The sequence below is a fragment of the Bradyrhizobium sp. ARR65 genome (assembly GCF_000472385.1).
In the GTDB taxonomy this organism is placed as follows: Bacteria; Pseudomonadota; Alphaproteobacteria; order Rhizobiales; family Xanthobacteraceae; genus Bradyrhizobium.
This window is the reverse complement of record NZ_AWZU01000048.1, coordinates 13913-39042: the sequence shown is the minus strand read 5'-3', so window position 1 is coordinate 39042 and position 25130 is coordinate 13913. Positions and strand designations below refer to the sequence as shown.

The following is a 25130-nucleotide window of genomic DNA, read 5'->3' as shown; positions in this document are numbered from 1 at the left end:
GCTTGCGCGGGTGGAAAACTCGATCCAACATGGCTCAATCCTTGCAAGGTCGCGATGCTGGACGAGCAGCGCCATCAGCGGAGAATGTTGGAGAACGTTGGTAATGTCGGTACGTCAAAACTTGCTCGCGGCGATTGTCGCCGCAATGGTGGCTGTCGCGGCGTCACCGGCTTCAAGTCAGGTGCTGCGCTATGCCAACCAGGGCGAATTGAAGTCGCTCGATCCCTACACGCTGAAGGAAACGACGACCATCGCCCATCACGCCCATGTCTATGAGGGCCTGGTCGGGCGCGACAAGGATTTGAAGATCGTCCCGGCGCTCGCGGAGAGCTGGGAAACCCTGGATCCGACCCATTGGCGCTTCCACCTGCGCAAGGGCGTCAAATTCCACAATGGCGATCCCTTCACCGCCGACGACGTCCTGTTCTCCGCCGACCGGGTGCGTGCCAACGGCTCCAACTTCCTGTCCAACGTCCCGGGGGACGCGAAGTTCGTCAAGGTCGATGATTACACCGTCGACGTGATGCTCTCGGCGCCCAACCCCATCCTGATCTCGCAATGGGATGGCTGGTACATCATGGACAAGAAATGGAGCGAGGAGCACGACTCGATCGCGCCGACGCCGGCTTCCGCCACCACGCCGAGCTATGCCGCACTGCATGAGAACGGCACCGGCCCCTTCATCATCGAGAGCCATCAGCCGGGGGTGAAGACCGTGTTCAAGGTCAACCCGAACTGGTGGGGCAAGCCGGAACATAACCTCAAGGAGATCATCTTCACCCCGATCGCCTCGGACGCGACCCGGGTCGCCGCCCTGCTGTCGGGCGAAGTCGACGTGATCGAGCCGGTTCCGATCCAGGACATTCAGCGGGTCAACGCCAGCGGCGTCGCCACCGTCATGAACGGACCGGAGCTGCGCACGATCTTTCTCGGCATGGACCAGGCGCGAGACGAACTGCTTTATTCGAATGTCAAGGGCAAGAACCCGTTCAAGGACATCCGTGTCCGAGAGGCCTTCTACAAGGCGATCGATGTCGACCTGATCAAGAACCGCGTGATGCGCGGGTTGTCGACGCCATCCGCCCTGATGATCGCGCCGCAACTCTTCGCCTTGTCCAAGGATTTCACGCGGCCGAAAGCCGATATCGACGGTGCGAAGAAACTGATGGCCGAGGCCGGCTACGCTGACGGCTTCGAGGTCACCATGGACTGCCCCAACGATCGCTACGTCAACGACGCCGCGATCTGCCAGGCCGTGGTCGGCATGCTGGCACGCATCGGCGTCAAAGTGGATCTCCTGGCGCAGCCAAAGGCACAGTACTTCGGCAAGGTGCTGAAGCCGGGCGGTTACAAGACCTCGTTCTACCTCCTGGGCTGGACGCCGGCGTCCCAGGATTCACATAACGTGCTGCACGATATCCTCGGTTGCCGCGATGACCCCAAAGACCCCACGCGCGGCGAAGCCAATCTCGCCGGCTATTGCAACAAGGAACTCGATGCGCTGGCCGACAAGATCCTGGTCGAGAGCGATACCGCCAAGCGCGACCAGATGATCAAGCAGGCCTTCGAGATCGCGATCAAGGATTGGGCCTATATCCCGCTGCATCAGCAGGCGCTGTCCTGGGGCGTGTCGAAGAAAGTGAAATTGACCCAGCGCGCGGACAACCAGGTGCTGCTGTACTGGGCCACCAAACAGGAAGAGTAGGCGTCGGTGCCCGTGAAGTCCCGGAAGCATTCGCTTCCCGGCACTTGTGGGTTGGCCGCACCGGCGCGGCGCGTCTTGAAGAGACGTAGAAGAGACGTAAAAGGAAGAGATGCTCGCTTTCACTCTTCGCCGCATGATTCAGGCGATCGGCGTGATGCTCGCGGTCGGCATCATCGCCTTTGCGATGTTCCGCTTCGCAGGCGATCCGGTAAACCAGATGGTCTCAATCGATACATCGGCCGCCGAGCGCGCAGCGATCCGCAAATCGCTCGGCCTCGACGATCCGATCATCGTGGAGTTCGCCCATTACTTCGCCAATGCCGCGCAGTTCAAGTTCGGCGTTTCCTACCAATTCCGCCTGCCGGTTGCCGACCTGTTGAAGGAGCGGATGCCCGCGACGCTGGAGCTCGCCACCTGCGCCACCATCCTCGCGATGGTGTTTGGTATTCTCATGGGCGTCTATTCGGCGCTGCGCCGTGATACGCTGCTTGCCAAGGCGTTCCAGGCGATTTCGCTGATCGGAATCTCGCTGCCGACCTTCCTGATCGGCATTTTGCTGATCTATCTGTTTTCGGTCACGCTGGGATGGCTGCCCTCTTTCGGCCGCGGCGAGGTCGTGAAGATCGGCTGGTGGAGCACGGGGCTGCTCACGCTCTCGGGGCTAAAGGCCCTGATCATGCCCTCGATCACGCTCGGCCTGTTCCAGATGACCTTGATCATGCGCCTGGTGCGTGCCGAGATGCTGGAAGTCTTGCGCACCGACTACATCCGCTTCGCCCGCGCACGCGGATTGACCACGCGCGCTATTCATTTCGGGCATGCGCTGAAGAACACGCTGGTTCCGGTCATCACCGTGACAGGACTGCAGTTTGGCTCGGTAATTGCATTCGCGATCATCACCGAGACCGTGTTCCAGTGGCCGGGGATGGGCCTTCTCTTCGTGCAAGCCGTGCAAAATGTCGATATCCCGATCATGGCGGCTTATCTCTTGATGGTGTCCTTGATCTTCGTCACCATCAATCTCGTTGTCGACATCCTCTACACCGTCGTCGATCCGCGCTTGCGCGCAACCATCAGCCGTCCGGCCTGACGCATGAGCGACGCCGTCGTACCGCACAAAACCGATGCCGGCGCACCAGCAGCACACGCCTCGGCGTCCGGCTGGTTCACGCGCGTGATCGAGAGCGACCTGTTCTATTCGTTCTGCCGTTCCAAGCTAACGATAACAGCGGCACTTGTGACGCTACTGTTCTTTCTGCTCGCGATTTTCGCGCCCCTGATCTCAGTGCAAAATCCGTTCGACCCGGCGCAGTTGCAGCTCATCAATTCGCGTATTCCGCCGCTCTGGACCGCTGACGGCCAGACGCCGTTCCTGCTCGGCACCGATGAGCAAGGCCGCGACGTGCTCTCGGCCATCCTCTATGGTCTGCGCATTTCGCTCGTCGTCGGCGTGCTCGGCGTCGCCTTCTCCGGCGCGCTCGGCATCCTGCTCGGCCTGATTGCAGGCTATGTCGGCGGCGCGGTCGACAGTCTCATCATGCGGATCGCCGACGTGCAGCTCACCTTCCCTGCCATCCTGATCGCGCTGCTGGTCAATGGCGTGGTCAAGTCGGTGTTCGGCAACCGGCTCGATGCTGCGAGCATGCTGGGCGTATTGGTGCTCGCGATCGGCCTGAGCTTCTGGGTGCAATATGCGCGCACGGTGCGCGGCTCGGTGCTGGTCGAGAAGAGCAAGGATTACATTGCAGCAGCCCAACTGATCGGCCTGCCCGCGCCCGTTATCATGCTGCGCCATGTGCTGCCCAACACCATGAGCCCGATCCTGGTGATCGCCACCATCAATCTCGCGCTTGCCATCATCACGGAAGCGACGCTGTCCTTTCTCGGCTCCGGCATGCCCGACACCATGCCCTCGCTCGGCACCTTGATCCGGATCGGAAACAATTATCTGTTTTCCGGCGAATGGTGGATCGTGGCCTTTCCCGGCTTTGCACTGGCCGCACTGATCCTGTCCATCAACCTGCTTGGCGACTGGTTGCGCGACGCGCTCAATCCGAAGCTCAGATGAGCCGCCACTTTTCTTGAAGACCTGACCGCATGACCCAACCCGTGCTTTCGTTGCGTAACCTCCAGGTGGAGTTCAAAACCCGCCGCGAGAGGTTGCGCGCCATCGACGGCATTTCGTTCGACATCGCCAAAGGCGAAGTGCTGGGCGTGGTCGGCGAATCCGGCGCCGGCAAATCGGTGACGGGCTCGGCGGTGGTCGGCTTGATCGATCCGCCCGGCCGGATCGCGGGCGGCGAAATCCACCTCTCGGGCTTACGCATCGACAACCTCCCTCCGGAGGAGATGCGAAAGATCCGGGGAAAACGGATCGGCATGATCTTTCAGGATCCGCTCACCAGTCTCAATCCACTCTACCGGATCGGCGACCAGATCGTGGAGACGATCAGGACCCACATCGGCATGTCGGAACAGGCCGCGCGCAAGCGCGCCATCGACCTGCTCGCCGAGGTCGGCATCCCAGCGCCGGAAAAACGCATCGACGGCTATCCGCACGAATTCTCCGGCGGCATGCGCCAGCGCGTTGTCATTGCGCTCGCGATCTGCGCCGAGCCGGAACTGATCATCGCCGATGAGCCGACCACCGCGCTTGACGTCTCGGTGCAGGCGCAGATCATCGCCCTGATCAAGCGGCTCGGCCGCGATCACGGCACGGCGGTGATGCTGGTGACCCATGACATGGGCGTGATCGCCGAGACCTGCGACCGCGTGGCCGTGATGTATTCGGGGCGCATTGCCGAAATCGGCCCGGTGCAGGACGTCATCAGGAATCCGCTGCATCCTTACGCCAAGGGGCTGATGGGCGCGATCCCCACCCTGACGGGCGAAGACCTCCGGCTGGTGCAAATCCCCGGTTCGATGCCGCGGCTGTCCGCTATTCCACCGGGTTGTCCGTTTAATCCACGCTGCGCCTTTGCCTTCGAGCGCTGCCGCGTCGAGCGGCCCGAGCCGATCCAGCGGGGAGCCCAGGCGGTCGCCTGCCATCTCTACGACAGCTCGCTCAAGGAGAGCGCGGCATGAGCTTCGTCGAGATCAGGAATCTGCGGCGCGTGTTCGACGTCTCCAAGCCGTGGCTGAACCGCGTACTCGAGGGCGGCCATCTCGAGTTCCTGAAAGCAGTTGATGGCATCAGCTTCGACATCAAGAAGGGCGAGACCTTTGCGCTGGTCGGCGAATCCGGGTCCGGCAAGACCACCGTCGCGCGCATGGTGGTCGGCCTGCTGCCGCCCAGCTCCGGTGATGTCGTGATCGACGGCGTCTCAATGACCGATCCGCGCCAGGCGCAGATGCGGCAGCGTCTGCGCCGCCGCATCCAGATGATCTTCCAGGACCCCTATGCGAGCCTGAACCCGCGTTTCAGGGTCGATGCCACAATCGCCGAGCCGATCCGTGCCTTCGACCTGATCCAGGGCGAACGCCAGATCAAGGAGCGCGTCGACGAGCTGCTGACCCTGGTCGGCCTGCATCCCGACGACGGCCTGAAATATCCGCATGAATTTTCCGGAGGACAGAGGCAGCGCATCGCGATCGCGCGTGCGCTCTCCTCGGAAGCCGAGTTCATTGTCTGCGACGAGCCGACCTCGGCGCTTGATGTGTCGGTGCAGGCGCAGATCCTCAATCTGATGCGCGATCTGCAGGACAAGTTCGGCCTGACCTATCTCTTCATCAGTCACAACCTCGCCGTGGTGCGCCACATGGCGTCCCGCATCGGCGTGATGTATCTCGGCCGCATCGTGGAGATTGCGGAAGGCCGCGAGCTGTTCAGCCGACCCCGCATGCCCTACACCAAGATGCTGCTCGGCGCGGTGCCGGATCTGGCGATGACCGGCCGCCAGCGCATCCCGGTGAAGGGCGAGATCCCCAACCCGATCGATCCGCCACAAGGCTGCGCCTTCAATCCGCGCTGTCCGCTCGCCTTCGACCTCTGCCGCAAGGAAACGCCCGAACTGATCGACGGCGTCGCCTGCCACGCCGTCAACACGGCGCCCGCACCGGCATGATGACGCAGATGCGAAACAGGCTTGCGGCGAGGCCAGTTGGCAGCGGCTTATTGCTGTGATCAAGTGCGCTCGCTCGCGTTGCATGCCAAATGCCAAACCAATGGATAAGCCATGGCCAATCATATCAACCCCGATCCGTTCACGACCCGCCCCGAGATCGAGGGCACCTTCGGTGTTGTGACTTCGACCCACTGGATCGCAACCGCAGTCGGGATGGCCACGCTGGAAAAAGGCGGCAACGCGTTCGACGCCGGTGTCGCCACGGCTTTCACGCTGCAAGTGGTCGAGCCACATCTCAACGGCCCCGGCGGCGACGTGCCGATCATCGTACATGACGTCAAGCGAGGCCGCACCGAAGTGATCTGCGGCCAGGGTCCGGCGCCGGCGCGCGCCACTATCGCGCACTACAAGAGCGAGGGGCTGAACATGGTGCCCGGCACCGGGCTGCTCGCCGCGTGCGTGCCCGGCACGTTCGAATCCTACATGCTGCTCTTGCGCGATTACGGTACGATGCGGCTGCGCGACGTGCTCGAGCCCGCGATCGCCTATGCCCGCGATGGCTATCCACTGGTCGAGCGCGCCTGCGCCACCATCAAGACGGTCGAGCAATTGTTCCGGCAGCACTGGCCGACATCCGCGGCGGTTTATCTACCCAACAATGAAGTGCCGAAGCGCGGTACCATCTTCACCAACGGGCAGCTTGCGGAAACCTACACGCGCATCCTCAAAGAGGCCGAGAGCGGCGGCGGCGATCGCGTGGCGCAGATCGAACGCGCGCGTGCGGCCTGGTCGAAAGGTTTTGTCGCGGAAGCGATCGACAAATTTTGCCGGACCCAGGAGGTGATGGACGTCTCAGGCTTGCCGCACAAAGGCGTGCTCTCCGCCGACGACATGGCGCGCTGGCAGCCGACGATCGAGGCGCCGCTGACTTACGACTATGGCCGCTACACGGTGTGCAAGGCCGGCGTGTGGAGCCAGGGACCGGTGATGCTGCAGCAGCTTGCGCTCCTCAAGGGTTTTCAGCTGGACGGCCTCGATCCCGCCGGGCCCGACTTCATCCATCTGCAGATCGAATGCGCCAAGCTCGCCTACGCCGACCGCGAGACCTTTTACGGCGATCCCAAGTTCACCGACATTCCGATCACCACGCTGTTGTCGGATGCCTACAACGACGCGCGGCGCAAGCTGGTCGGCGAGAAGGCTTCGCTCGATTTCGTTCCAGGCTCGGTCGAAGGTTTTGGCTCGGTCGTCAAGCTGCGCCGCGCCGAGGGGCATCGCGAGGCGGTCGGCGCTATGGGCGCCGGCGAGCCGACCGTCGGGCGCTTTGGCGAGGTGCGCGGCGATACCGTGCATTTCGATATCATCGATAAGGATGGCAACATGATCTCGGCGACGCCCTCCGGCGGCTGGTTGCAATCCTCGCCTGTCATACCCGAGCTCGGCTTCTGCCTCGGCAGCCGCGCGCAGATGTTCTGGCTGGAGGAGAACCATCCGGCCTCGCTCGCGCCGGGCAAGCGCCCGCGCACGACGCTCTCGCCCAGCATGGCGCTGCGCGACGGCGAGCCGTATCTGGCGTGGGGCTCGCCCGGCGGCGACCAGCAGGATCAGTGGATCACGCAATTCTTCCTGCGCCACGTTCACGCGAAACTGAACCTGCAGGAAGCGATCGATGCGCCGGCCTGGCATTCCGAGCACTTCCCGATCTCGTTCTGGCCGCGCACCGCGCGCCCTGGCGTGCTCGTGCTGGAAAACCGCGTACCGAAAGCGACCATGGATGAGCTCAAGCGTCGCGGCCACATTGTCGAGATCGGTCCCGACTGGTCGGAAGGCCGCCTGACCGCGGCTTCCCGTGTCGGCCGCCGCCGCCGCGCCGCCGCCAATCCGCGCGGCATGCAGGGCTACGCGGCCGGTCGTTGACAGGTTCTGCGGCATGACCTGGTCGATCATCGCGAGGGATAGTGCCAACGGCGAGATCGGCATTGCGGTTGCCACGAAATTCTTTGCGGCCGGCGCGCACGTGCCGTTCGTTGCGGCCGGCTTCGGCGGCATCGCGACGCAAGCGCTGGTCAATCCCTATTACGGCATCGACGGGCTGAAATTGCTGCGCGACGGCAAGAGCCCGCAGGAGATCGTGAACAGCCTGACTGCGGCGGATCCGGGCCGCGAAAGCCGGCAGCTCCACATCCTGGATGTGCAAGGGCGGATCGCCGCGCATACGGGACGCGAATGCATCGACTGGTGCGGCCATGTCCAGGGCGACGGTCTTTCCATCGCGGGCAACATGCTTGCCGGTGCCCATGTGCTGGATGACACGGCTAGCGCCTACGCCGCCAATCACAGCCTGCCATTCCCGCAGCGGCTGATCGCGGCGATGCGCGCCGGCGAGGCGGCCGGCGGCGACAAGCGCGGCAAGCAATCGGCGGCGCTGTTGATCTACGGAAGCGAGGAGTGGCCGGCGCTCGACCTGCGCGTCGACGATCATCCGGATCCGCTGATCGAGCTCGAGCGGCTCGAGCGGGTGAGCCGCGAGCGCTGGGTGCATTTCCGACAATTCCTGCCGACCCGCGACAGCCCGGCCGGGATCACCGACCGCGCCATTATCGACGCAAGCCTTCAGGCTGCACAGGCGAGCAAGCCATGACCACGCACCCGCTGATCGAAATCGAGGGCCTGCGCGTTCTCTTTCGCGACGATGACGGCCGCACCATGCACGCGGTCGATGCCGTCGACCTCTCCGTCGCCCATGGTGCGACGCTGGGCCTGGTCGGCGAATCCGGTTGCGGCAAGAGCGTCACATCCCTTGCGATCATGGGCCTGTTGCCCAAACGTTCGACCGAGATTTCCGGCTCGATCCGCTTCGACGGCTTCGATCTGCTGCAAACGCCGGACGAGACCCTGCGCGATTTGCGCGGCAATCGCCTCGCCATGATCTTCCAGGAGCCGATGACCTCGCTCAATCCGAGCTTCACCATCGGCGACCAGATCGTCGAGACCGTTTTGCGCCATCGCGGCGGATCGCGCCGCTCCGCGCGTGATCGCGCGATCGAGCTGTTGCGCCGCGTGCATATTCCTTCGCCCGAGAAGCGCATCGACGAATATCCGCACAAGCTCTCGGGCGGCATGCGCCAGCGCGTGATGATCGCGATGGCGCTTGCCTGCGATCCACGCCTCTTGATCGCGGACGAACCGACCACCGCGCTCGACGTCACGCTGCAGGCGCAGATCCTCGACCTGATGCGCGAGCTGAAAGCCGCGAGCGGCGCGGCGATCATCCTGATCACCCATGACCTCGGCGTAGTTGCGGAGGTCTGCGACGAGGTCGCGGTGATGTATGCCGGCGAGATCGTTGAGCGCGCCGCCGTCGATGAGCTGTTCGCCTCGCCGCAGCATCCCTACACGGTCGGCCTGCTCGGCTCGATCCCACGGCTTGATCGCCGCACCACACATCTGGCCACTATCGAAGGCATGGTACCGAACATGGCTCAGCCGCCACCCGGCTGCCGCTTCGCGGCGCGCTGCCCCTTCGTCAGCGACATCTGCCTGAAGGCACCGCCGCCGCTGGTCGCGGTGAGCGCAAATCACGCCTCACGCTGCATCAAGGCGCCGCTGGAAAGGCTGGTATCGTGACCGCGTTGCTTGAAGCCGAAGGCCTGATCAAGCATTTTGCCGCTGCGCGTTCACTGTTCGGCCGGCCGACCTCGTTCGTGAAAGCGGTCGAAGGCGTCAGCTTCAGCGTCGACGCGGGCGAGACGCTGGCACTGGTCGGCGAATCCGGCTGCGGCAAATCCACCGTCAGCCGCCTGGTGCTGCGCCTGATCGAACCGGATGCGGGCCAAATCCGTTTCGAGGGTCGCGACCTGCTCGCGCTGGATGCGAACGAGCTGCGCGCCTTCCGCCGCAAGGCCCAGCTCATCTTCCAGGACCCCTACGCTTCGCTCAATCCGCGCATGACCGTGGGCCAGGTCCTGAGCGAACCGTTGGCGCTGCACGATCTGGTGCCGCCGCAGGCGCGCCGCCAGCGGGTGGAGGAATTGCTGCGGCTGGTCGGGCTCGCGTCGAACGCGGCGCGCCGCTATCCGCATGAGTTTTCCGGCGGCCAGCGCCAGCGCATCGCGATCGCACGCGCGCTGGCGGTCGAGCCGAAACTGATCATCTGCGACGAGCCGGTGTCCGCACTCGACGTCTCGATCCGCTCGCAGATCCTGAACCTCCTGCGCGACCTGCAGGACCGGCTGGGGCTCGCCTATATCTTCGTGTCTCATGATCTCGCGGTGGTCAAGCATATCGCCGACCGCGTCGCCGTGATGAATCTCGGCAAGATCGTTGAGACCGCGCAGACGGATGCGCTGTTTGCCTCGCCGCGCCACCCGTATAGCCGCGCGTTGCTGTCGGCCATTCCCGTGCCCAAGCCGCAGGCAAAACGCAGCCGTATTGTGCTGCAGGGCGAACTGCCGAGCGCGCTCAATCCCCCCTCGGGCTGCCGTTTTCATAGCCGCTGCCCCTATGTGGTCGCGCGTTGCCGCGACGAAGAGCCTCACTTGATGTCAGATGGCACGGGTCATGCAACCGCCTGCCATCGCGTGGCGGAACTGCCGCCGGCGGAGGCGATCGTGCCGTCCGACGGTGGCTTTTCGCCGGCCCTGGAAAGGCTGATCTCAGCCTTCAGCGATGGCAAGGAAGTCGAGACGGGCGTCGGGGTTGGTACCAGCAAGACCACGACAAAGGCGTTGTAGGTGAGAGTGATGAGAACAAGTGCGATAAGGAAATTGGGTTTGGCGGGGCTCGCGACGGCGCTGTGCCTCGCCTGCGATGCAGGCGCGTTCGCCCAAACGACGCTGCGGGTCGGCATTGCCCAGGACCCTGACATCCTCGATCCCTCGATCGGCCGCACCTATGTCGGCCGGATCGTGTTCTCCGCCTTCTGCGACAAGCTGTTCGATATCGACGAGAAGCTCAACATCGTCCCGCAGCTCGCGCTGTCCTATGAGACGTCCGCCGACGGCAAGGCGATGACGATCAAGCTGCGGCCGGGCGTCAAATTCCACGACGGCGAACCGCTTGATGCGGAAGCGGCGAAATTCTCGATCGAGCGTCACATGACGCTGCCGACCTCCTTCCGCAAGTCGGAGCTCGCCAGCGTCGATCACGTCGAGGTCGTCGATCCCTTGACCATCAAGCTCGTGCTGAAGACGCCTTTCGCGCCGCTGATCACGCAGCTCACCGATCGCGCCGGCATGATGGTCTCGCCGAAGGCAGCGAAGGAGGAAGGCGACAAGTTCGGCCTGCACCCCGTCTGCGCCGGTCCGTACAAGTTCGTCGAGCGCGTGCAGCAGGACCGCATCGTGTTCGAGAAATTCGCCGACTATTGGAACAAGGACAACGTTTTCATCGACCGCATCGTCTACCAGCCGATTGTCGATGCCACGGTTCGTCTTGCCAACCTGAAATCCGGCAGTCTCGACCTGATCGAACGTGTGCTCGCGACCGACATCAAGGACGTGCGCTCCGATCCGAACCTCGTGCTGGCAACCGCCCCCTCCCTCGGCTATCTCGGGCTTACCATCAACATCGCCAACGACAAAAATAAAGGCCCGCTGAGCCAGTCGGCCAAGGTGCGCCAGGCGCTCGAGCTGTCGATCGACCGCGAGGCATTGAACCAGGTCGTCTTCAACGGCGAGTTCACCCCGGGCAATCAATGGGTCAGCCCGGAGCATCCCTATTATCAGAAGGCGTTTCCGATTCCCCGGCGCGACGTCGAGAAGGCCAAGGCGCTGTTGAAGGAGGCTGGCGTCAGTCCCCCCATCACCGTCGACATGATGGTTCCGCAAGGCTCTGAGGAGCAGGCGGTTGCGCAGGTGGTGCAATCGATGGCGGCGGAAGCAGGCTTTGATCTCAAGATCAGGACGATAGAATTTGCGACCTCGTTCAAGGATGCGCAGGCCGGCAATTTCCAGATCTTCCAGATCGACTGGAGCGGCCGCATCGATCCCGACGGCAATTCCTATGTCTTCATGCATACCAAGGCGCCGCAAAACGACGGCGGCTATTCCAATCCCGAGGCCGACAAGCTGATGGAGGACGCGCGCCTCGTCAACGATCCCGCCCAGCGCAAGGCGATCTACGAGAAGCTGACCAAGATCCTGCTCAACGATGAACCGATCATCTATCTCTTCCACCGCAAGATCCTCATCGCACACACCAAGAAGCTCGAAGGTTATCGGTCGATGCCAGACGGCCTGGTGCGCGTGGTCGGGCTGAAGCTGAAATGAGCATGCGCACCCTCTCCGCTTTGCATGGAGGCACGTGCACCTCATGCTGAACTTTCTTGCCCGCCGCCTCGCCCAGCTCGTTCCGACACTGTTCTTCGTGTCGGTCCTGATCTTCTCGCTGCAGCATCTCCTGCCCGGCGATCCCGCGCTGGCGATGGCGGGCGAGGAGCGCGATCCCGCCGTGATCGAGCAGATCCGGAAACTGTACCGGCTCGATCAGCCGATCCCCGTGCAATATGCCTATTGGCTCAAGGGCGTGCTGTCCGGTGACTTCGGCGAGTCCTTGCGCATCAAGGCGCCGGTGCGCGACCTGATCGCGCAGAAACTGCCGGTGACGCTGCAACTCGGTTCGATGGCGATCGTGATCGCCTTCCTGATCGGCATCCCCGCCGGAATCGTCTCGGCGGTCAAGCGCGGCACCGCCTGGGATTACGGCGCCAATCTGTTCGCGCTCTGGGGCATTTCCACACCGAATTTCTGGCTCGGGATCCTCCTGATCTTCCTGTTCTCCATCAAGCTGAATTGGCTGCCCGCCTCCGGGTACGTGCCGCTCACCGAGAGCTTACGCGGCAGCCTCGCCTCGACCATCCTACCGGCCTTCGTGCTCGGCAATGCGATCGCGGCGATCCTGATGCGACACACTCGCAGCGCCATGATGCAAGTGCTCGAGAGCGACTATGTGCGTACGGCGCGCGCCAAAGGGCTGTCCGAACGTTCCGTCATCCTCAAGCACGCCATGCGCAATGCCCTAACGCCGGTGATCACGCTCGGCGCGCTTGAGCTGGGTACGCTGCTCTCCGGCGCGGTGCTGACCGAGCAGATATTCTCGATCCCCGGCTTCGGCAAACTGATCGTGGACGCGGTGTTCAACCGCGACTATGCCGTCGTGCAGGGCGTGGTGCTGGTGACGGCGACCGTCTATATCCTGCTGAACCTTGTCGCCGACATCGCCTATATCCTCGTCAATCCGCGGCTGAGAGGCTGAATCATGAGCGACGCCGCTCTCGCCGCCATCGGCGTGACCGCCTCGAATGAGACGCTGGAAAGCCCGGCCCGCCGCGCGCTGCGCCGGCTCCTCAAGCACAAGGGCGCGATTGCGGGCCTCGTCGTGATCGCGACCTTCATCCTGCTCGCCCTGTTTGCGCCGCTGATCTCGCCCTACAATCCCATTGCGACGAGCTGGACACTGGTACGAAAACCACCCTCCGCGCTGCACTGGTTCGGCACGGATGATTTGGGGCGCGATATTCTCGCCCGCGTCATCTTTGGCGCCCGCGCCTCCCTGCTCGCCGGCCTGATCTCGGTCAGCATCGCGCTATCGATCGGCGTGCCGCTGGGGTTATTAGCGGGCTATCGCGGCGGCTTCGTCGACGCTCTGATCAGCCGCATTACCGACGCCATGCTGGCCTGCCCGTTCCTGATCCTGGCGATTGCGCTCGCCGCCTTCCTGGGTCCCAGCCTCGGCAATGCGATGATCGCGATCGGCATTTCCGCGACGCCGGTATTCATCCGCCTGACTCGCGGACAGGTCATGGCGGTGAAGATCGAGGACTATGTCGAGGCCGCGCGCGCCGTGGGCAATCCACCCTGGCGGATCGCGCTGGTCCATATCCTGCCGAATATCCTGCCCGCGCTGCTGGTGCAGGCGACGCTGTCGATCGCAGCCGCGATCATCGCGGAAGCCGCACTGTCGTTTCTGGGCCTCGGCCAGCAGCCGCCCGCGCCGTCCTGGGGCAGCATGCTCAACGCCGCGCAGCGGTTTCTCACCAACGCGCCGTGGATGGCGATCTGGCCGGGGCTGGCGATCTTTCTGGTCGTGCTGTCGCTCAATCTAGTCGGCGACGGCTTGCGCGACGCGCTCGATCCGCGCCAGCGGTAGTTGAGCGAACGCATCTCCATCCCCGTCATCCTAAGGCGCCGTCGCGAAGCGACGGCCTCGAAGGAGACGGCCCGGCTCTCACAGCGGGGGCCATTCATCCTTCGAGGCTCGCTACGCGAGCGCCTCAGGATGACGGGTCGACACGACGTTGTGCACATCCGCGGGCTCAAATCACAACTTCCCGCAGCACCCGCCGGCAATCCATCTCGAATTCGAGATCGATCACCGGTGGTCGCGCAAAATGCCAGGTCAGGCCGGAGCGCGCGGCGCCGCGGCGGACCAGCTCGTCGGCGAACACGGGATGGAAATCGCGGATGGTGTAGGCCTGCACGCCCGTGGTGTCCTTCCAGGCAAAACCGAACGCGGCGAGGCGCTCTTCCATCGATCGGGCGGTGAAGCGAACCTTCTCCTGCACGCCTTCCGGCGAGAGATCGCGATAGCGTACGATGCGTTCGGGATAGCTGCCGGCACCTCCACGCGCTTCGGCGCCGCCCGCGATGACAAAGCTCGGCGATGTGCCCTGGCTCGCGCGGGTGAAGGAGAAGGCATAAAACGACGGCTCGGCAGGCGGATCGATCTCGGGACAGACATTGCTGCGCGCCACCGGATTGGTCGAGCCGTCGTAAAGCCCCCACTCCGCGAGCGTCTTCACATAATGCAGATTGAAGGCGCGAAAGCCTTCCTCGGTAAAGGCGGCCGGTGAGCGCAGCTCGCAGGCGCAGAACGCGGTCAACGGTCGGCCTGCAGCCTGAATGTGGTTTGCGATTTGCGCAAAGCCTTCGGCCAGCGGCACGAGCCTGTCGAACCGCACGCGTTCGATCTCATAACCGGCCTCGGCGGCCGCGCCACTCGAATATTGAAACACGGCCGGAATGAACCGGTAATTGCCGGGTGCAAATACGCTGATCATTTTGCCTTTCTCGCTATTCCATTCGCATGCGGATGCCTGCGTACGCAGGATATCACGAGAGGAGGTTCAAACGACAATGGGCGACCACAAGGGCCGCCCATGCCTTAACCAACATCCGATCAGGCTGTACCTGATCAGGTCGGCTTGAGCTGGCGGCCGAGATCGAGCTCGGCAATCTCCTTGTTCCGTTCGGATTCGGCCTCCGCGCGGTGATCGGTCGCGATCGCGACATACACCGCCGGCAACACGAACAGGGTAAACAACGTTCCAATCGACATGCCGGCGACCACGACAAGCCCGATCGAGAAACGGCTTGCGGCGCCGGCGCCACTGGCGGTCAACAGCGGGAGCAGCCCGGTGACCATCGCCGCCGTCGTCATCAGGATCGGGCGAAGCCGGACACGGGCGGCCATTTCGATCGCCGAGCGGCGATCGAGACCTTCCTTGAGCTGCAGTTCGTTGGCGAACTCCACCATCAGGATGCCGTGCTTGGAGATCAACCCGACCAGCGTCAGCAATCCGACCTGGGTGTAGATGTTCATGGTCGCGGCGCCGAAGAACAGCGGGATCAGCGCGCCGACGATCGCCATGGGCACGCTGATCATGATCACCAGCGGGTCGCGCAGGCTTTCAAACTGCGCCGCCAGCACCAGGAAGATGATGATCAAGGCGAACGCAAAGGTGATGGCGAGCTGGTTGCCCTCCTGCACATATTGGCGGGAGTCCGCGAGATAATCGTGGCTGAAGCCCGCCGGCAGTTTCTTCGCCTCCCCCTCCAGGAAGTCCACGGCCTGGCCGACCGTAACGCCGGGCATCGGCACGGCCTGGAAGGTAGCGGAGTTCAACTGGTTGTAGTGGGTGAGCGAGTTGGGATCGGTCGCGGTCTCGATCGACACCACCGTCGACAGCGGCAGTTGCTGGCCGGTCGAGGTCGTCACGTAGTAATTGCCAAGCGATTCCGGCGTCAGCCGCTTTTCACGAGGAACCTGCGGGATCACCTGATAGGAGCGTCCCTCGAGATTGAAGCGGTTGACATAGTTGCCGCCGAGCAGGGTCGCCAGCGCACCGCCGACGTTCTGCATGGTGATGCCGAGGTCATTGGCTTTGGTGCGGTCGATCTTGATCCGCACCACCGGCTGGTTGAATTCAAGGTCGCTGTCGGTGACGATGAACAGGCCACTCTTGCGCGCGGCATCCTTGAGCTTCTGCATCTGCTCATAAACGGCCTGGAAACCTTGCGTCGAGTTGATCACCATCTGCACCGGCAGACCACCCGGACCGCCCGGCAACGGCGGCAGGTTGAAGGCAAAGGCGTTGACGCCTTCGATCTTCGAGAGCTCCCCCTGCACCAGGGGCTTGAGCGCGATCGATGAACGCTTCCGCTCGTCCCAGGGCTTCAGCAGCATGCCGGCGATGCCGCCCTGCGGGCCGTTGATGCCGTTGAGCACGAAGCGCAGGTCGGTCTCGGGGAATTTCTGGAAGGCCTTGTCGAGCTTGTCGCCGTAATAGTCGAGGTAATCGATGTTGGCGTATTTCGGCGCCTTGGTCACCGCGAACACGATGCCCTGGTCCTCTTCCGGCGCCAGCTCCTTCGAGGTGTGCATATAGAGGAAGCCGACCAAGCCGAGGATCGTCAACGCGAACAGGCCGGTAACCGGGCGATAGTCGAGCGTGCGATCGAGCTTGCGCCCGTACCAGCGCGTCATCGCGCCGAACACCTTGTTCACGAGCCTGGCGAACCGCCCCTCCTCCGCGCTCTTTAAGAATACCGAACACATCATCGGCGACAGCGTCAGCGCAATCACGCCCGAGACGATCACCGAGCCTGCGAGCGTGAAGGCGAATTCACGGAACAGCGAACCAGTAAGGCCACCCAGGAAGCCGATCGGCGCATACACGGCGGCCAAAGTGATGGTCATCGAGATGACCGGGCCGACGATCTCGCGCGCGCCTTTCATGGCGGCCTGCACTGGCGGGGCGCCTTCTTCCAGATGCCGGTGAATGTTCTCGACGACGACGATCGCATCGTCCACCACGAGCCCGATCGCCAGCACCATGGCGAGCAGCGTCAGCAAATTGAAAGAGAAGCCCATCGCCAGCATCATGCTGCAGACGCCGATCAACGACAGCGGAATAGTGACGACGGGAATGACCACCGAGCGCAGCGATGCCAGGAACAGGAAGATCACCACCACGACGATCACCACGGCTTCGCCCAGCGTCTTCTCGACCTCGTCAATCGACGATTGGATGAACTTGGTGGAGTCGTAAGCAACCTTCATCTTCAGCGAAGGCGGCAGGTTGCGTTCGAGCTCGGGGAACAGCGCGCGAACGCCTCTTACGATGTTGAGCGGATTGCCTTGCGGGGTCGCCTGCACGCCGATGAAGATCGCGTGCTCACCGTTGAAGGCGACGCTAGCATCGGTGCTCTGCGCCGCGAGCTCGACGGTCGCGATATCCTCCATGCGGACGAAGCCGCCGTCCTTCGCCTTCACGATCATGCGCTTGAACTGGCTGACATTCTGCAGATCGGTATTGGCCGAGACGTTGGAGACGATGAAATAGCCCTTCGCCTGGCCGGCTGCGGCCTGGAAGTTGTTGGCGGCAATGGCGGCCGATACATCAGCCGGCGACACCCCGCGCCCGGCCATCTTCACGGGATCGAGCCACAGCCGCATCGCGAACGTCTGGCCGCCCAGGATGTCAGCCGAGGCCACGCCGTCGACAGTCGACAGCACCGGCTGCACGACGCGCGTCAGATAGTCGGAGATCGCACTGCCGGTCAGCTCCTCGCTTGAGAAGCCGATATACATCACCGCCGTGGTCTGGCCGGTGGTCTTGGTGACGATCGGATCGTTGGATTCCTTCGGGATCAGGTATTTGACCGAGTTCACCTTGGCGAGCACTTCGGTCAACGCCTGGTTCGGATCGAAATTGAGCTTGATGTAGACCTGAATCGTAGAGGTGCCGAGCACCGAGGACGAGGTCATGTAGTCGACGCCCTCGGCGGAGGCGACCGCCTGCTCGATCGGCGTGGTGATGAAGCCCTGGATCAATTCCGCGGACGCGCCGGGATAGGAGGTCGTGATGTTGACGACCGTGTTCGACAATTTCGGATACTGCCGGATCGGCAGGACGGTTGCCGCGCGAAGGCCGATCAGCAGAATCAGCAAGCTGACCACCACCGCCAACACCGGGCGCTTGATGAAGATATCGGTCAAAGCCATCGCGACGATCTCGTTCTTTCAAATATTCCGGCATGACCCGAAGCCGAGGACGGGCCATGACGCTGTTGCGCGCAGTTCTTTACGCGTATCTACGCGTCTTTCAGTAACGCGGCGGCTGCGCCGGAATCGGCGGCGGCGGATCGGTCGATATCGCGACTGCCGCGCCCGATTGCAGCTTGAGCTGGCCGACCGCGACAACCCGGTCGCCCGGCTTCAGGCCCTTGAGGATTTCGGCGCGACCGTTCACCCGGTCGCCGGCCTGCACGAAGGTGCGCACCGCGGTCAGGCTGGTCTTGCCGTCGTTCTCCTGCTTCTCGGTGATGAGGAACACGGAGTCGCCGTAGAGGGTGTAATCCACCGCGGTTTCGGGGACGGTCACGACGGGCGGCTTGTCCGGCAGCACCACGGTAGTGGTGACGAACATGCCCGGCTTCAGGATACGGTCAGGATTGGCGATCGTCGCCTGCACGCGGATGTTGCGGGTGTCGGTGGCGACCTGCGGCTCGATCGTCGTGATCTTGCCCTCGAAGGTACGCCCCGGATAGGCATCGACGCCAAGGCGAACGGTCTGTCCGACCTTCAACTGGCCGCTGTCCTTCTCCGGCACTGTGAAGTTGGCGTAGAGCTCGGACAGATCGGTCAACGAGACGATGGCCGTGCCCGCGGTCAGGTATTGCCCGACCTCGACATGGCGAACGCCGAGTTCGCCCTCGAACGGAGCGCGCACCAGCTTCTGCGAGATGATGGCCTCGGTCTTGGCAATGCCGGCAAGGGCCTGGTCGTATGCCGCCTGCGCCGAATCAACGGTCGCCTGCGGACCGAATTGGCGCTCGGCGAGCTGCTTGGCGCGGTCCAGCGAAAGCCGCGCCACCGTGGCCTGCGCCTTGTAGTTGGCAAGGTCGCCTTGGTCGGGCGCATCGAATAGCTGCACGAGCGGCGTGCCCGCCGTCACACGCGAGCCCGGCGTGAACAGGATTTGCGTAACGCGGCCGCTGACGTCGGAGGTGACGTTGACCTGGTGCACGGCCGCGAGTTCGCCCACCGCGGTCAGCAGGTTCGGCACCACCTCGGCCTTCGCCTCGGCGACCGCAACGTTGAACGGCGGCGGCTTATTATTGGCGAAGAACTGCGCGATCATGTGGCTGCGGAAGGCATTGAAGCCAACCAGCGCGCCGACCAAGAGCAGCAGCAACAGGCCGACGATGGCAAACCAACGCACCATCCGCACCGGCCGGGTGCGCGGCTTCTCCTCGATCGGCTTTCCCGAGAGCTTTGGTTCGGTCGCGATATTCATGTCATGCACTTTCTGCAATCACCGATTGAGCCGACGCCGGCTTCAATTGGCGGTCCAAATGTGAAGCAATTGCGGCCTGGTTAAGTCCAATTCCACGTAAAAGGAACTCGCAGAGCTGGCGCTCCACATCAATTACATTGTCGTAGGCGAGACAGGGCGTGGCGGGAAGCCGCATGAGCGCCGTCGAAAGCAGCGTATGATGAACGAACCAGAACAGGTTGAGCGGCGCGATCCCGATGGGTGACGCATCGCCTGCGGCGACAGCTCGCTCGAGCGAAGCGACGAAGATGCCGCCGATCAGACTCTCGACCTTGGCATAGACGAGCCGGGCAAATTCGCCGTCGTCCAGATGGCTCGTGACCATCAGCCGCAGCCGCTGCTCGTCCTCCTTGTCCGGTCCATTCGAGACCTGCAGGAAGTGCTGGACCATAGTCCTGACGAACTCGACCAGCGTCGCGGTCGAAGGCTCCCGCTCGAGCAGATCAGCGAGCACGGGATCGGCCTCGCACTCCTCCGCCAGGATTTCCGCAAACAGCGCTGCCTTGGATGGGAAATGCTTGAACAGCAGCGCTTCCGAAATCGCCGCTGCCGCCGCGACACTCTTGGTCGTTGTGCCGGCAAATCCATGGCGGGCGAAGCAACGCTTGGCAGCGCCCAAGATTAACTGGCGCCGCAGGTCGCTGGTCATGCGGAGGGTGCTCATCTTTGTGAGTAAGCACTCACCTACGACAAAAGTCAAGGTATTATGCTGCGCCGCAACTCGCTCCGTGCGTGTTTGGAGTTCTTAGGCGTGTTCAGAGAGGGGCCAAGCCCAGATCGCCGCGCAGCCGCGCCAGTATGAACATACCGTCTCTGGTCGGCAACACCCGCTCCAAATTGGCGCTATCGATCTTCACGCTGGCAAAGCGCGGGCCGGCGGAGACGTCCTGCATGGATTTCGCGAAAGCCTCGACCTCCGGCATCGTCGAAATGGCGCGGCTGTCCGATATCCCGCACGATCTGGCGACACCGACCAGATCGGCGGCCACGGCCGTGTGACTCATCTGCCCGCCGGTCTCGCCGTAGCATTCGTTGTCGAGCACGACGATGGAGAGGTTGGTCGGCTTCTGCAGGCCGATGGTCGCAAGGCCACCGATGCCCATCAGCATCTCGCCGTCGCCTGTGATGACCACCACCGGCAGCTTCGGTTGCGCGAGCGCCAGGCCGAGCCCGATCATCACGGCACCGCCCATGCCGCCCCACAGATAGAAGTTGCGGACGTGGTCGCCGGCGGCGGTGATGTCGTTGGTCGGCGCCCCCAACCCGCCGATTGCGATCGCGCCCTTGCGGTCAGCGAGCAGCGCTTTGACGACGTCGCGCCGATGGAGAAGGTTTGGCTTGCTCATTTGACAAACACCTTGGCGCCGATCAAGCGCTGCGACAACAACACGGCGGTCGGCGTGCACGCGTTATAGGCCTGGCTTGCCGCGGCCTCGACCACCTCGCGCACTTCTTGCGCATGCGAAGCGCGCAACACCTTGATGCCGGCGAGTTCGAAAGCGGCTTGCGTCGCCGATCCCATCGGCACCTGCCAGGGATTGAACTCGCCCCATTCACCGCGCATCGTGACGAGCGTCAGGAACGGAAAGCGGAAGATCTGCGTCAGCGACAGCATGTTGATGCAATTGCCGACACCGCTCGACTGCATCAACAGTACGCCGCGTTGACCGCCGGCCCACGCGCCAAGCAGAAGCGCTACGCCCTCCTCTTCGGTCGTCAAGGGAATGCCGCGCATGGTGGACGACGCAAGCACGCGGCGGATCAACTGCGAATGGCCCGCATCCGGCACGTATGGGACCTGACGAACCTCGAAGCGCTGCAAAATTGCAAAGATATCGTCGGGCCAGGCGGGGGCTGTATCGACGGAGTCATCGGCGCACGCGTGCATTTGGTTGGGTCCAGTTGGCGAGCAACAACGGCGGGACTGTAGACGGAGCCGGTTGTTTCCTCAAAGCGCAAAAACGGCATAAGGCTCTGCGGTAACGATCGCCCCATTTGGCTGCGCAGCGAGCAGCCGAGTTGGTCAAGGCGTTCCCAAACCGGCCGAATTGTGTTGCATGGGCGCAGCGCTGCCGTCTAACATCGTTGCAAGTGAAACTAATAACCGGCCGCCAAGGTGTGACGGATGAATGGAAACGCGCGAGAGCTGGCGGCGAGCTTCGATCTCGAGAAGCTGACGCCCGAATTCTACGAGAACCCCTATCCGACCTATCGTGCACTGCGGGAGAACGAGCCGGTCAAGCGGATGCCCAACGGCTCCTATTTCCTGACGCGCTACGACGACCTGGTTGCGGCCTACAAGGCGACACGCGCGTTCTCCTCCGACAAGAGGAAGGAATTCGCACCGAAATACGGCTCTTCCCTGCTTTACGAGCACCACACCACCAGCCTCGTCTTCAACGACCCGCCGATCCACACCCGCGTGCGGAGGCTGATCATGGGCGCGCTGTCGCCGCGCGCGATCGCGGAGATGGAACCCGCACTGGTCGCACTGGTCGATCGGCTGCTGGACGCTATTGCGGCGAAGGGAAGCTTCGAACTGATCGGCGATTTCGCCTCCGCCATTCCCGTCGAGGTCATCGGCAATCTGCTCGATGTGCCACATGAGGAGCGCGAGCCCTTGCGCGACTGGTCGCTGGCGATTTTGGGCGCGCTCGAGCCGGTCATCGGCCCGGAAGCGTCCGCCCGCGGCAACAAGGCGGTTGCGGGCTTCCTCGCCTATCTCGAGACCCTCGTGGCGCGCCGCCGTGCAAAACCGGGCAATCCCGAGCGCGACGTGCTGACACGCCTGATTCAGGGTGAGCCCAACGGCGAGCGGCTGAGCGAGAAGGAGCTGCTGCACAATTGCATCTTCCTGCTCAACGCTGGGCACGAGACCACGACCAACCTGATCGGCAACGGACTCGTCGCCTTGCTGAAGCATCCGACGCAAAAGCAGCGGTTGATCCAGAACCCGGACCTGATCAAGACCGCGGTCGAAGAGATGCTGCGCTACGAGAGCTCGAACCAGCTCGGCAACCGCATGACCACCGAACGCGTCGAGCTTGGCGGCGTGATGATGGACGCGGGCACGCCGATCACGCTCTGCATCGGCGCCGCCAACCGCGATCCCGCGCAATTTCCCGATCCTGAAACGTTTGACATCGCGCGCACCCCCAACCGCCATCTCGCCTTCGCAACCGGCGCGCATCAATGTGCCGGCATGGCACTGGCGCGCCTCGAAGCCGCCATTGCCATCTCTCGTTTTTTGGCGCGCTTTCCGAACTACGCATTGAACGGCGAGCCGGTGCGCGGCGGCAGAGTTCGGTTCCGAGGATTTTTGAGCGTGCCGTGCGTGACCGAAGCATAGTCCTTTATTCCGGCCGGCGCCGGAAGGCTCCGAACCGGGCTGTAGCGACACGGCAACCGGAATTGATGCAACGCATGCCGCAATAGCGCGTTGGCTCGGATGACCGGTCGCATCGGTTCACGAACTCGTGGAGGTCGCGATATGCACGACGTGTTTGAGGACGCCACCGTCCTAGGCGGATTGGCGGTTTTCGTCCTATGGACGTATGTTTTCCTGCCTCTGGTCTTCTTTCATCATTGACGTGAAGGATGGGTTGAGCGCCGAGAACCCAACAACCTTGATGTCGCACATGATGGGTGTCGCTTCGCTCAACCCACCCCACGAAAGCTACACCACCGTGCGATGCCGTTCGATGCAGGTGCGCAGCACCTCGTCGATCGGCCTCGCCCACCAATCGTTCGAAAAAATCTCGATCTCGGAGTAGCCGGCAAAGCCTTGCGCCTCAACGGCGGCGCGGACCGAGCGGATGTCGATCACGCCATCACCCATCATGCCGCGGTCGTTGAGGATGTCCTTTGTCGGCACCAGCCAATCGCAGACGTGAAAGGCGAGCAGGCGGTCGCGGCCGGCGCGCGCAATCTGCGCCATCAACTCCGGATCCCACCAGATGTGATAGACGTCTAGCGCGACGCCGAGCGCGCCGGTGTGGCCGGGATCGAGGCGATCGCAGATATCGAGCGCCTGTTTTGTCGTGTTGACGCAGGCGCGATCCGCGGCATAGGCCGGGTGCAGGGGCTCGATCGCCAGCGGCAGTTTTGCTGCCCTCGCATAGTCGAGCATCTCGGCAATGGCATCATCCACCTGCGCGCGCGCCGCCGCGATATCCTTCGAAGTCACGCTGCCGGGCCGGGAATATTGCGGCAAGCCGCCGACCACGAGCACGATGCAGGAGGCGCCAAGCGCCGCAGCCTCATCGACGGCGCGCCGATTATCGTCGCGCACCTCGCCGCGCCGCGCCGCATCGGAGGTGAACATGCCGCCGCGGCAATAGCCCGACAGCTCCAGTCCAGCGTGGCGCACCGCACGCACTGCACGTTCAAGCCCAACCGCTGCGACCTGGTCGCGCCAGGGATCGATGGCGCGAATGCCATGGCGTGCACAGGCCTCGATGATGTGAATGAGATCACCCTGCTTGCGGACGGTTGCGGTGTTGAGCGAGAGCCAGCGATGATCGGAAGAAAAGTCGCGCATCACGCCTCGATACCGCGCAAGGTCAGCACCGCCTTCATGCGCGCGGTTGCCAATTCCGGATCCGCGAGCAGTCCCGCCTTGTCGGCGAGCCGGAACAGTTCGGCCAGATGCAGCGTCGAACGCGCGCTCTCCTGCCCGCCGACCATGGTGAAATGATCCTGATGGCCGTTGAGATAGGCCATGAACACCACGCCCGTCTTATAGAAGCGTGTCGGCGCCTTGAAGATGTGGCGCGACAGCGGCACGGTCGGTCCTAGCACGTCTTGGAAACCGGCCTCGTCGCCTGCGGCGAGCCGCGACAGCGCATAGGAGGCCGCCGGGGCGATCGCGTCGAAAATGCCGAGCAGCGCGTGCGAAAAGCCGTAGCTGTCGCCGGCGATCAGTTCGGCATAGTTGAAATCGTCGCCCGTATACATCTTGATGCGCGGATCCAGCCGCCGGCGCATGTCGATCTCGCGCTGCTTGTCGAGCAACGACACCTTGACGCCGTCGACCTTGGCCGCATTCGCATTGATGATGCCGACTGCCGTATCCATGGCAGCATCGAGATTTGCACTGCCCCAATAGCCTGCAAGCGCCGGATCGAACATATCCCCCAACCAGTGAATGATCACGGGCTCGCGCACCTGCGACAGCACGCGGTGGTAGACCTTTGCGTAATCGTCGGTGTTGCCGGCGAGCTCTGCGAGCGCGCGCGAGGCCATCAGGATGATGCGGCCGCCAACTTTTTCGATGGCCGCGATCTGTTCTTCGTAAGCGCGAACAACGTCGTCCAGACTTCGCGCGTCGTCCACAGCTAGATGATCGGTGCCGGCGCCGGAAAAGATCAGGGCATTGCCGCGCCGCTTGGCCGCCGCCACCGAGCGGGTGATCAGCTCAAGCGACGTCGGCCAATCCAGCCCCATGCCACGTTGGGCTGTGTCCATCGCCTCGGCGACCCCGAGGCCGAGATCCCACACATGTTCGCGAAACGCGATCGTCTTGTCCCAATCGACCGCGACCGACAGCCAGGGATCGACATCGGCGAGCGGATCGGCAACGACGTGCACCGCGGAAAACGCCACACGGTTCAGCGTGCCTTCAAGCCTTGCGGGAAAGCTCCGCGAGGCAGCGAGGCGATAGGTTTCGAGCGAGCCGTCGGCCCCTGGCAGCTTCAAGGACAGCGAAGACATCGGCAGGACCGGCTTGTTCATGACCTTCCTC

Annotated in this window: 21 protein-coding genes; 13 read left to right on the top strand and 8 right to left on the bottom strand. The window is 63.2% G+C overall.

From position 1 onward, the window contains the following. The first annotated feature begins 103 nt into the window (after positions 1-103). The 12 genes from F758_RS0134605 to F758_RS0134550 all read left to right on the top strand — a co-directional run bounded on the left by F758_RS0134605 (position 104) and on the right by F758_RS0134550 (position 13917). Complete coding sequence (locus F758_RS0134605) at positions 104-1705, top strand: ABC transporter substrate-binding protein (RefSeq protein ID WP_024512156.1); 1602 nt, start codon at positions 104-106, stop codon at positions 1703-1705. A 109-nt stretch (positions 1706-1814) separates the two neighbouring features. Beyond that, positions 1815-2795: an ABC transporter permease gene (locus tag F758_RS0134600; protein ID WP_024512155.1), complete on the top strand. Its 981-nt coding sequence runs from the start codon at positions 1815-1817 to the stop codon at positions 2793-2795. A gap of 3 nt (positions 2796-2798) precedes the next feature. After that, positions 2799-3773: an ABC transporter permease gene (locus tag F758_RS0134595; protein ID WP_024512154.1), complete on the top strand. Its 975-nt coding sequence runs from the start codon at positions 2799-2801 to the stop codon at positions 3771-3773. Between the two features lie 29 nt (positions 3774-3802). Continuing rightward, on the top strand, positions 3803-4789 hold the full coding sequence (locus F758_RS0134590) for an ABC transporter ATP-binding protein (protein ID WP_024512153.1): 987 nt from the start codon (positions 3803-3805) through the stop codon (positions 4787-4789). Then, the gene (locus F758_RS0134585; RefSeq protein ID WP_035724128.1) at positions 4786-5769 is read left to right on the top strand and encodes an ABC transporter ATP-binding protein; all 984 of its coding nucleotides are present in this window, start codon (positions 4786-4788) and stop codon (positions 5767-5769) included. The genes F758_RS0134590 and F758_RS0134585 overlap by 4 nt, the downstream gene beginning before the upstream one ends. Positions 5770-5880: 111 nt before the next feature. After that, positions 5881-7686: a gamma-glutamyltransferase family protein gene (locus F758_RS0134580; RefSeq protein WP_024512151.1), complete on the top strand. Its 1806-nt coding sequence runs from the start codon at positions 5881-5883 to the stop codon at positions 7684-7686. A gap of 13 nt (positions 7687-7699) precedes the next feature. Next, positions 7700-8410, top strand: coding sequence for a DUF1028 domain-containing protein (locus F758_RS0134575; protein ID WP_024512150.1), 711 nt, complete (start codon positions 7700-7702; stop codon positions 8408-8410). Next, on the top strand, positions 8407-9396 hold the full coding sequence (locus F758_RS0134570) for an ABC transporter ATP-binding protein (protein WP_024512149.1): 990 nt from the start codon (positions 8407-8409) through the stop codon (positions 9394-9396). Before F758_RS0134575 ends, F758_RS0134570 begins: the two co-directional genes overlap by 4 nt. Next, on the top strand, positions 9393-10502 hold the full coding sequence (locus F758_RS0134565) for an ABC transporter ATP-binding protein (RefSeq protein WP_024512148.1): 1110 nt from the start codon (positions 9393-9395) through the stop codon (positions 10500-10502). Before F758_RS0134570 ends, F758_RS0134565 begins: the two co-directional genes overlap by 4 nt. Before the next feature lie 9 nt (positions 10503-10511). Next, positions 10512-12038, top strand: a complete 1527-nt coding sequence (locus F758_RS0134560) for an ABC transporter substrate-binding protein (protein WP_035724124.1) — start codon at positions 10512-10514, stop codon at positions 12036-12038. A 43-nt stretch (positions 12039-12081) separates the two neighbouring features. After that, a complete protein-coding gene (locus tag F758_RS0134555) occupies positions 12082-13023 on the top strand; it encodes an ABC transporter permease (RefSeq protein ID WP_024512146.1) in 942 nt (313 codons plus the stop codon). Positions 13024-13026: 3 nt separating this feature from the next. Then, entirely contained in the window at positions 13027-13917 is an 891-nt protein-coding gene (locus F758_RS0134550) for an ABC transporter permease (protein WP_024512145.1), read from the top strand. Between the two features lie 166 nt (positions 13918-14083). Here the strand turns inward: F758_RS0134550 and cnbZ are convergent, their stop codons facing one another. The 6 genes from cnbZ to F758_RS0134520 all read right to left on the bottom strand — a co-directional run bounded on the left by cnbZ (position 14084) and on the right by F758_RS0134520 (position 21275). Further along, the gene (cnbZ, locus tag F758_RS0134545; RefSeq protein ID WP_024512144.1) at positions 14084-14827 is read right to left on the bottom strand and encodes a 2-amino-5-chloromuconate deaminase CnbZ; all 744 of its coding nucleotides are present in this window, start codon (positions 14825-14827) and stop codon (positions 14084-14086) included. A gap of 134 nt (positions 14828-14961) precedes the next feature. Beyond that, complete coding sequence (locus F758_RS0134540) at positions 14962-18054, bottom strand: MexW/MexI family multidrug efflux RND transporter permease subunit (protein WP_024512143.1); 3093 nt, start codon at positions 18052-18054, stop codon at positions 14962-14964. Positions 18055-18154: 100 nt separating this feature from the next. Next, the gene (locus tag F758_RS0134535) at positions 18155-19348 is read right to left on the bottom strand and encodes an efflux RND transporter periplasmic adaptor subunit (protein WP_024512142.1); all 1194 of its coding nucleotides are present in this window, start codon (positions 19346-19348) and stop codon (positions 18155-18157) included. A 1-nt stretch (position 19349) separates the two neighbouring features. Next, positions 19350-20051, bottom strand: a complete 702-nt coding sequence (locus F758_RS0134530; RefSeq protein WP_024512141.1) for a TetR/AcrR family transcriptional regulator — start codon at positions 20049-20051, stop codon at positions 19350-19352. A gap of 91 nt (positions 20052-20142) precedes the next feature. Further along, positions 20143-20733 carry a thiamine pyrophosphate-dependent enzyme gene (locus F758_RS0134525; RefSeq protein WP_024512140.1) on the bottom strand — a complete coding sequence of 197 codons (591 nt, stop codon included), beginning with the start codon at positions 20731-20733 and terminating at the stop codon, positions 20143-20145. After that, positions 20730-21275 carry a phosphonopyruvate decarboxylase gene (locus tag F758_RS0134520; protein ID WP_024512139.1) on the bottom strand — a complete coding sequence of 182 codons (546 nt, stop codon included), beginning with the start codon at positions 21273-21275 and terminating at the stop codon, positions 20730-20732. The genes F758_RS0134525 and F758_RS0134520 overlap by 4 nt, the downstream gene beginning before the upstream one ends. Before the next feature lie 237 nt (positions 21276-21512). Here F758_RS0134520 and F758_RS0134515 point away from each other — a divergent pair, with 237 nt between their 5' ends. Beyond that, the gene (locus F758_RS0134515; protein ID WP_024512138.1) at positions 21513-22736 is read left to right on the top strand and encodes a cytochrome P450; all 1224 of its coding nucleotides are present in this window, start codon (positions 21513-21515) and stop codon (positions 22734-22736) included. A gap of 327 nt (positions 22737-23063) precedes the next feature. Here F758_RS0134515 and F758_RS0134505 read toward each other — a convergent pair whose 3' ends face one another. Together F758_RS0134505 and F758_RS0134500 are read right to left on the bottom strand one after the other, a co-directional pair. After that, entirely contained in the window at positions 23064-23927 is an 864-nt protein-coding gene (locus tag F758_RS0134505; RefSeq protein WP_024512137.1) for a sugar phosphate isomerase/epimerase family protein, read from the bottom strand. After that, positions 23927-25120, bottom strand: a complete 1194-nt coding sequence (locus F758_RS0134500) for a dihydrodipicolinate synthase family protein (RefSeq protein ID WP_024512136.1) — start codon at positions 25118-25120, stop codon at positions 23927-23929. The genes F758_RS0134505 and F758_RS0134500 overlap by 1 nt, the downstream gene beginning before the upstream one ends. Positions 25121-25130: the final 10 nt, after the last annotated feature.